At 48.7% G+C, this 9,610-nt stretch carries 3 protein-coding genes; 1 reads left to right on the top strand and 2 read right to left on the bottom strand.

The genetic code is table 11. The features are described 5' to 3' along the window. Together BV405_RS17465 and BV405_RS17460 are read right to left on the bottom strand one after the other, a co-directional pair. On the bottom strand, positions 1-5,942 hold a 5,942-nt coding region (locus tag BV405_RS17465; protein WP_140054655.1), incomplete at its 3' end, for a hypothetical protein. Between the two features lie 311 nt (positions 5,943-6,253). Further along, on the bottom strand, positions 6,254-8,293 hold the full coding sequence (locus BV405_RS17460) for an NADPH-dependent 2,4-dienoyl-CoA reductase (protein WP_086482177.1): 2,040 nt from the start codon (positions 8,291-8,293) through the stop codon (positions 6,254-6,256). 153 nt (positions 8,294-8,446) lie between these two features. On the opposite strand from BV405_RS17460, the gene BV405_RS17455 reads away from it, so the two are divergent. After that, entirely contained in the window at positions 8,447-9,478 is a 1,032-nt protein-coding gene (locus BV405_RS17455) for an AraC family transcriptional regulator (RefSeq protein ID WP_086482176.1), read from the top strand. Positions 9,479-9,610: the final 132 nt, after the last annotated feature.

Genomic DNA, 9,610 nt, shown 5'->3' with positions numbered 1-9,610 from the left:
TCAGTTCCCGGATCAGTTCCCGGATCAGTTCCCGGATCAGTTCCTGGTAAGTTTCCACTTTCATCTGTTGGAATAACTTTTGAGTCAACACGAACGCCCGATAGGCTGTCATAGCTTCGATATGTCACACCGCTAACTTTTACTTCTGTTGCAGAAGCTAGGTCTGTATTGATCAAAAACAGTTCTTCTAAATCAATAAAAGCAAACTGACTATAACGGTCGAAATAGGCGTAGGTCAGGTCACTACGGTGTGGATAAATAGTCAAATATTCCGTTGATCCATCGACCGTAAATTCAAGATCCAACTTGATATTATCTTTGTCATTGATTTCTGTTGAATCCTGCTGATAGAAAACCTCAACAAATTTTGCACTATCATCTAAGCTGGCAAGATAGCTGGCTGACTCAATTTTCGGAGTAGCAAAGTTAGCGCTAACTGGAGTTGTTCTACCAACCTCAGATCCATTGAGAATGGCAATAACTTCTTTCCCTTCAAGTAACTCCCAAGAACCATACATTTCTTTAACATACTCGCCTCCCTGAAGAGCCGATTCAGTCAAATCACTAGCATCTAACCTATATACTTCTACCCCATCGGCAGTAATAACAAAGTCAGTAAATTTATCTTTGCTATCTGCGTTTACAGCAGCCCAAAGAAGCAGTTTTTCACCATCACTATCTTTACGATATCGGATGAAAGCATTGTAATCATCCCGGAATACCAACCCGGTATCATCCACACCTTCGCCCACGGTAAAAATCGCTTCAGACTCGGTACGGGACAGGCCTTCAAACGGGTTAACCTCACCCTGTACTGGATACTCCATAAAGTTATACAGCATGGAACGGATCTGATCTGCCGGTTCACGGGTATAGATCACATTCAAGTAGTAACTATTATCTGCGAGCAGGGCACTGATCATTTCACCATCAGCAGCATCCCCATTACCGGTTTCAATCAAGCCATCCAGCCCATTAGTCAGAACTACTGGGTTGACCACACCATCCAGAACTGTCCAGAAATCCTTACCGGCCTGAGCACCAGAGAAGATATTTTTGCTGCGCTCCTCCAGATAAACCGTGGTTGACTGAGCATCCGGCAATACTGCAGGTACTGTTGCCTTACAGTCACCTACTGCCGCGCACGACATATCCAGCGGGCTGAAACCCACTTCTGCCGCGGCCAGAGCCTGGAAAATAGCATCAACAGCAGTACGGTTCAGCTGGGTCATCACTTGAGGGGCCGAAGACTCAACTTCACCCTGCCACAGCGCTTTACCGGTGCCATCATCAACTAGGGCAAAAATCGGGGTACGGCCATCAAACTCAGGTTCCAAATTAGCCGGAATACCGGTAACAGAAAGAACGCCATCACTATCAACTGACGTTATTGCAGAGCCTGCAGGGCTGTAGCCTCCCTGACCATCGGACTGTTCAAAAGTGACAGCATCGGAAGCAAAAGTCGCCCGGATACCACCGTTAAGGTACAGAGACGTTCCAATAATGCCGGAACCGATATCACTCCAGCTACTGACATCAATATCAGCACCGGTCGCATCCTGGCTGCGTTTTTCCCTAACGCTTTTCGCAGCAAAAGTGTTTTCAATCGTAAACTCAAAACTACGACTACCCATCGGGAAGAAGGCACCAAAGTCTTTTACCGAATCCAGCCAAACCTGATCCAGAGCCCGATCAGTATCTGCAAGATATTCAATCACTGGCAGCCATTCCAGAGAGGTGTCCGAGCTCACAGCACCGGTATAGGTCTCCAGAATACTGTCTCCGGATTTGAAATGCAGAGTTGTACTTCCATCAAGGTTCTCAATCAACTCAACCTGACGTTCGGTTACCGCAACCCACTGACCATTAGTCAGAACGTAGCCCTTTGCTTCTCCGCGCTCGGATTCAGCTTTCAGTTGACCATTTTCCAGTTTGATATGCTCTTCCAGCCAGTTATTCAGCTCATCAACCCGGACACCGGATACCGTAGCAACCTGCACAGTCTGGCCGCCGTCATCCTGATAACTGTCTGAGCCCAACTGATAGATACCCTGACGAAGCAGGCTGGATAAGGTTTCTTTATTCAGATCAAACAGTTTATTTTCTGCATCATTGATCGACAGACAAAGCAGCTCATCATCCGGGGTCAGCGCCAGCAGCTCTTCCTGGGTCAGACTTTCAGCATCCGCATAAGGCAGTGACGCAGTTTTGAAACAGCCGGAGCTTGTTTCTTCCAGCGCCAGAATAACGGTTGTGTATGGCATGCCTAGGTCGTCACTGTCCTGAATCCTCAGGGTACCGTCAGCAGCAAAGCGGTACTGCAGCTGCAGTTCATCTCCAGATTCCGGGTCAAAAGCAAAAATATTGCCGTCAGGAGAAAATGCCAGAATACCGGAGAACTGCCAGCCTTCACCTTCTCCCCCCTGCTCCAGAAGAACAACTGGCTCATCACCAATCAGGCTGCTGTTCAGCGGGTAAGGCAGTGGCGTATCCAGCAAAGGCATCGTGTTGATCGCCTGCAAACCGATCGAGGTAGGCTCTTCACCTTCGGTACGGCTGTTCAGACTGACACTGACAATGTCCACCGTAGTATTCAGCGGATCAAGGCTCAGTTGCAGACTGCTGAACAGCTGCTGAAGGTCGATGAACAAACGGTTGTTGTACACATCGTGCAGGTAGTACTGTGCATCGTACGTATCCAATACGTACTCCTGACCATCAATCTGCACAGTGACTATAAACTGGTCCCCTGCAACAGCGCTTTGCCCTGCATCCAGACTGTAGGCAATATCAAAGACCTGACCAAAACGTGTCACGTCAACATCAGTCAGGGTAACCGGTTCCTCCGGCAGAGGCTCAACCCCGCCTCCTGTACTGCTGTCATCATTCACGTATGACGGAATGGTGAAATTATTCTCTGTCAGGTTACGCCCTAGCTGTGCACCAGTAGTATCATCAGCAGAAATATTCAACACCCGAAGCTCAACACGAAGCAGCTCATCAGCCAGTTCCGGATAAGCAAAAAGAATATAATCTGGCACAGTAATCAGGGTGGTTCCAGCTGTAACACTGGCAGAGGTTCGGCTCGCTGGACGGATAACCCCAGCGCTGTTCTCCATAATGATCTCGCCCAGACCCAAAGCGAGATCCATACTGGCTTCCTGGCCGTTATAGCCGGAAAACACCAACCGAACCAATAGATTGACGTCGGTAATTACATCGTTTGGCAGTTCTTTATCAAGGGCTATAGTCAGGTTGTTATTTTCATCCAATGCAACCTTGGTCACTTTTGACTGTAGCCAGGCCGGAGCCTGCGGAGCCGGATTCAGAGTCAGAAGCTCCGGATTACCCGCACCATCATTACTGCCTAATACCTTGATACTAAACGTTGAACCTTCAGCAGGGGCTGGCACAGTGAAAGTCTCAATATTAAAACGTTCTGTGGAGGACTTCACCGCTGAAGGCAAGGTGACGTTCTGTGAAGAGAGAGCAATTGACGTACCGCTGAAGTCGATGCCTTTGCGTTTTTTTAGCTCGATCTTGTATTCAAACTTATTTTTTGAGCCGTTAAAGGCCAAACGTGAATTGGCTACAAAGTCGATACCCGCAACCGGACGTTTTTTGCCTCGGATTATAAAACCTTTAGTTTCCCCAATCGATTCACCGCTACTGTCTTTAAAAACAACACTGGCGTTATAGCCTTTTCCACTTTCAAGACTTAGTGAACCGGATGACGGGGTATCTCCCAATCTGAACTGGACCAGACGCTCCAAAGTTGGCTGCGTTGTATAGGTTACGGCAGCCCCCTTGGTACCATTGGCCTTGGCTTCTGTTAGGGTCAGCACAGCTTCAGTAGCTGCTGAAGGTACAAGAAAGCTGTTAACTTTGACTTGAGGTGTAGCACTGTCAACCTGAGACGGATCGCTCGGCGCTACATTGAAGTTAGGCGAGAAAACAAAACCACCGTCACTACCTGCAATCGACTTAATATGATCTACCGCAGGTTTATTGAACTGGTAACTGACCGTAAACTCACCGGCATCGATATAGCTGCCACGATGGTATTGAGCCTGGCCTTCACTGCTAGCATCAGCAAGGAAACGATTTCTCTGGCTGACGCCTTTTTCCAGTGCGATCCACATCGGAATGGTATACAGGTAAACGGTTTTCCCGTTGACACTCTCTTCCAGATAGAAGGAGCTATCTAACTCGGTTGAACCATCAGCACTGAAAACAATACTGCCGCTGACGGTATCTACCTTAGCCTGCAAACCGGTAGCCTGATCGATCTGAACAAAACCTTCGGTGAAAGAACCGCTACGAGCCGTATCCGAAGTTCCTTTAAGAACCAGATTGTCAAAAAACTCGGTGACCTTGGCAACTTTCTGTTCACCGCTGCCACTGAAGGTAACTCCCTGAGGAATACTGTTTCTCCAGTTATTCAGGTCGTTGCCGGTGATAAAGGTACGAATCTCATTGCCGTTGGTGACGTCGGTAATACGAGCACTGATATAGCGTTTAACAACGGAAAGATCACCACTTTTCAGCTCAACAACCAGTTCACCGTTCTCTTCACTGACGGTCTGACTGAGTGAAGTACCTGCCACCCAGCCAGAACCAGTGTAATAAAAACTGGTATCCGTTGGTTCAACATAGCGGCCATCAGAGTTTATTGAGCGCTCTGCTGTTGGCCGGTTGGCCTCTGTTCCAGCTGGAGCAGTACTTGGCAACAGGCGACTCCAAAAGCCTCCTTCCAGTGCAGCTTTCCAGACGGACGTTGTCTGCCCATCCTGTTCAGGAGCCTGCTCAAGCTCCAGCTTAGAAAGCTCAATCTCACTCTGATCTACGTCAAAGGCGTTAAAGCTGTCATTCAGGCCTTTGGTCTCTGCCATCTCTTCAATAGCAGTGTAGTCAATATCATCAAGACCAAAGCCACCTTCTGTTGAGTCATCAACCTTTTCGTTCAACGCTTCAGAGATCGTAACAATGGTATCCAGCTGAGCCAAAACCTTCTGAGTAACCGCATCAATGATGGCTTGTTTTGTCGCCTCATCCAACGTCGCATTGGCCGCGCCACCTGTAACCGAGGTATTGGCTTTATCTAAGGTACTGGCCAGCATTTGAGTAGCGACACGGGCAACTGTGTGGATTTTCTTAAACTCAGCTGCGTCGGAGCCACCTTCAGCTTTTTTGGCCACATAGTTTTCTGTAGGGTCAATGCTAACCCCCAGATCTTTCTGAATATCTGCCTTGGCTTCTTTTAAGAAGTCATCAACGGACTTTGTTGTGCTACCAGCAGAGTTTTTCTTTTTAGCCTCTAGCTTCTGGTGCACCATGGTGCTTACCGGACTGACAAAGACCTCTTTACCATTTGATGCAGCTGCCGTACCTAATGGAGGTGCTGACATGGACACGGCTTTGGTCAAAGGTTTTGTCGGACTATCCATATCGATAGCACCAACAGGGATGGACACTACGGTAGAAAAATAAGCCTGGAGGTTTTCCTTAGTGATATCCGAAGCAGTTGCTGAGCGGCCAAGCGCTTCAGTTAAAGCATCAATAACCAGCTGCAGATAGGTTTTGCCGTTTTGGGTATTAGAGGTATTATTTAACTGAGCGGCCCAAGCGGACAAATCCATGCTGAACTTGCCTTCTTCTCCCGTAGCAACACCTGTTTTAGGAGTCTTTGCCGAAGGCTCCCAAACATCCAACTGCTTATTACCATTAATATCAATAAAGCTTGTAGCACCTAGAATATAGCCATCGGCGACACGCCCTGTCACAAGACCACTTAAAACAACACCTGATGAGCTACTACCACTTCCACCGGAGCTACTAGCACTGCCAGTATCGCTTCCGCCGCAAGCTGCTAAAAATGCTGATGAGGATACAGCTACGGCTGTAGCCAATCGATTTTTTGAGAATTGTTTATACAGATGCATGCCTACCACCCTTGATACTTTTCAAGTCCAGTTGATACACATCCATGTGATACTAAAAGAGACGTAGAACTTTCACGTTAATCAGTATGGGCAGGGTAGGCTGCATCAATGCGGAAACTCTCCACACCCAAGAGACCTATTTCTGAGAACTGAATAACAGTTGCGTCTTACGCTAATCCAAATAACAAGTAGCATAGAACAACCTAGAGAAAATACTCTGTTTGTATAAAATGTGACAAAAATCAAACTTATATAGTCCACGAATAAAATAACCCGACCTCAGTAAAACTAAAATCGGGCTGTTCTAAAACCTACAGCGTAACCGCTAAACGCAGCCCCTGATCGATCGCACGCTTGGCATCCAGCTCTGCGGCTACATCCGCACCACCAATCAGGTGCGGATTTTTGCCCAACACTTTCAAGCCATCTTCCAGTTCACGGCAAGGCTCCTGACCGGCACAGATAACAATATTGTCTACTGGCAGCAGATCCTGCTCACCATTAATGGTCAGATGCAGGCCTTCATCATCAATTTTCAGATAATCACAACCTGACAACATGTGGACATTACGTTTCTGCAGGGAAGCACGATGGATCCAGCCGGTGGTCTTACCCAGGCCTTTACCCAGCTTGCTGGCCTTACGCTGCATCAACCAGACTTCACGGGCAGATTCCGGATCATGAGCTTCTACGCCTTCAATACCGGCACGGTGCTGAACCGTCAGATCCACACCCCACTCACGCATAAATTCGTCGATATTCAGGCTGGCCGATTCACCCTTCTGAGTCAGCAGCTCAGATACATCAAAACCGATACCGCCAGCGCCCATGACCGCAACTTTCTGGCCAATCGGCTTGGCTCCGGTGATCGCTTCGATATAGCTGACCACTTTCGGATGATCAATACCTTCAATAGCTGGTGTACGCGGGGTGATGCCGGTTGCCAGAATCACCTCGTCAAAAGCCTTCAGATCTTCAGCATCAACACGGGTATTCAGCTTCAGCTCCACACCAGTGACTTCGATACGGCGTTTAAAGTAGCGCAGGGTTTCGTAAAACTCTTCTTTGCCCGGAATACGTTTGGCGTAGTTAAACTGACCACCGATTTCAGCGCCTGCATCAAACAGAGTGACTTTATGGCCCCGCTCTGCAGCGGTAGTGGCCGCTGACAAACCGGCAGGTCCGGCACCAACAACAGCAACGGTTTTAACCTGCTGGGCAGGCTCAACTATCACTTCAGTTTCATGGCAGGCACGGGGGTTTACCAGACAGGAGGTCAGCTTCATCTGGAAAGTGTGATCCAGACAAGCTTGGTTACAACCAATACAGGTATTGATCTCATCGGCACGGTTTTCTGCCGCTTTGCTGACAAAAGCAGGATCGGCCAGGAAAGGACGTGCCATAGACACCATATCGGCATGACCGTCTGCCAGCACCTCTTCAGCGATTTCCGGAGTGTTAATTCGGTTCGTGGTTACCAGAGGAATCGACAGTACCTGCTTCATCTGCTGTGTCACCCGGGTGAAAGCCGCGCGGGGAACACTGGTGGCAATGGTCGGTACACGGGCTTCGTGCCAGCCGATACCGGTATTGATCAGAGTGGCACCCGCGGTTTCGATACGCTTACCCAGTTCAACCACTTCTTCCCAATCACTGCCACCCTCTACCAGATCCAGCATCGACAGACGGAAGATGATAATAAATTCAGCACCGACTTTTTCCCGTACCTGACGCACGATCTCAGTAGCGAAACGGGTACGGTTATCAAAGCTACCGCCCCATTCATCGCTGCGTTTATTGGTTCGGGCGGCGATAAACTGGTTAATCAGATAGCCTTCAGAGCCCATAATCTCGACGCCGTCATAACCCGCCTGCTGAGCTAAGGCTGCACAATTGACGTAATCAGCGATCTGCTTTTCCACTTCCTCACCGTTCAGTTCATGCGGCGGGAAAGGGTTAATCGGAGCCTGAACCGCAGATGGAGCCACCAGTCGCTGGGAATAGGCATAACGACCCGCATGCAGAATCTGCATGCAGATGCGACCACCGGCATCATGCACTGCCTGCGTCATCACCTTATGTTTTTCCGCCTCTTCCGGTGTGCTCATTTTGGCTGAGCCTTCGAAGACAGCGCCTTCTTTATTCGGCGCGATGCCACCGGTAACGATCAAAGCAACGCCATTTTTAGCACGCTCCGCATAAAACGCCGCCAGACGCTCGAAGCCATTAGGGCTTTCTTCAAGATTGGTATGCATGGATCCCATCAACACCCGGTTAGGCAGGGTGACAAACCCCAGATCGAGAGGTTGTAGCAGGTTCGGGTAGGGAGAAGCAGAAGTTGCTGCAGTCATGTCATCATCCTCGGTCTAATCAAACAGTAGCCCAGCGGTTCAAGCGCTTAAATTCTTGTGGGGCTTTATTTTTGTGATGCTTTAACTGTAATGAATGACAGAAAAAACGTGATACCTTTAAACAACAAATCAATAACCTAGAAAAACAGAAAAATGAAGCTGGGCGACATCAACGTCAATATTCTGCAATGTCTGTATCAGGCGGTTCAGGATCAAAATAAAAACGCGGACACTCTGTTTGCCAGCTACGGGCTGGACGATCTTTTCGACAGCCATCCGGAACGCAGAATCAGCATCCCGCGCTATATGCGATTGGGAGAACAGGCCGTGCAACTCACAGGCAGAAAGGATATTGGCTTAATGGTAGGCGAAAGATGCCGAAGCCATCATTTCGGGCTGCTGGGGCTGGCGTCTCAGACAGCACCAACACTTGGCGAAGGCTTAGCAACGGCCATTCAATTCGAACGCCTCTACAGTACCAATAGTCGTGGGCACAGTAGAGTTATTAAAGAAAAAGACCGCACAGGCTTCTGTTTTTATTCTATCAGCCCTTACAACCGGTTTAATTTCTTTGTGGTTGATGCGGTTATTGGCGGCTGGATTAGTCTGCTAAAAGAGTGGAGTGGTCTCAGTTATTCAGAGCTGCACAGGCTGGGGGCAGAAGTTGAGATCGAGTTCGAGCGCCCCTCCTACGCGAAAGCCTATCAACATTGGCAAATCCCTGTTCGGTTCTCTGCAGAAGGTAATGTTCTCTGGCTGCCGAACACTCTATGTGAGCGAGCATCGGCCGACTCAAACCCTGTAACCCATCGACAGCTAAAGCACCTTTGTCAGCAACAGCTCGAAAATATCCTCAGAGGTAAAACACTGGCCGATCAGGTCAGTGAAGCCATTGCGATGAAACTTTCAGGTAAAACACCATCATTGGAGTCCATCGCCAGCTTTTTCAATCAGGAACCCTGGACATTACGCCGAAAACTGGAAAAAGAGGGGACTAGCTTTGCTGAACTTCTGGACAGCACCCGAAAAGAGCTGGCGACACGCTATATACAGGATACGCAACTCAGTATTGGGGAAGTAGCCTGGCTACTGGGTTTTTCATCATCACCAGCATTTCAGAGAGCCTTTAAGCGCTGGCATCAGCAAGCCCCAGGGCAATTCAGATCAGTGCAAAACGGAAAATAAGGAAATAAAGCTATAGGGCTAGGAAAATAACAAGAAAATTGAGCTGATAGGTAACTCGAAGAAGGGGGGTATATAAGATTTAGCAAGCAAATGGCGGACCGGACGGGACTCGAACCCGCGACCCCCGGCGTG

The organism is Oceanospirillum sanctuarii, from assembly GCF_002150805.1.
GTDB classification, from domain to species: Bacteria; Pseudomonadota; Gammaproteobacteria; order Pseudomonadales; family Halomonadaceae; genus Oceanospirillum; species Oceanospirillum sanctuarii.
Note: the sequence above shows the minus strand (reverse complement) of the source record. Positions and strands in the feature narration are given on the sequence as shown.

Coding starts and splice junctions, on each gene's coding strand:
- BV405_RS17460 (WP_086482177.1), bottom strand. CDS start 8,293: ATGACTGCAGCAACTTCTGCTTCTCCCTACCCGAACCTGCTACAACCT.
- BV405_RS17455 (WP_086482176.1), top strand. CDS start 8,447: ATGAAGCTGGGCGACATCAACGTCAATATTCTGCAATGTCTGTATCAG.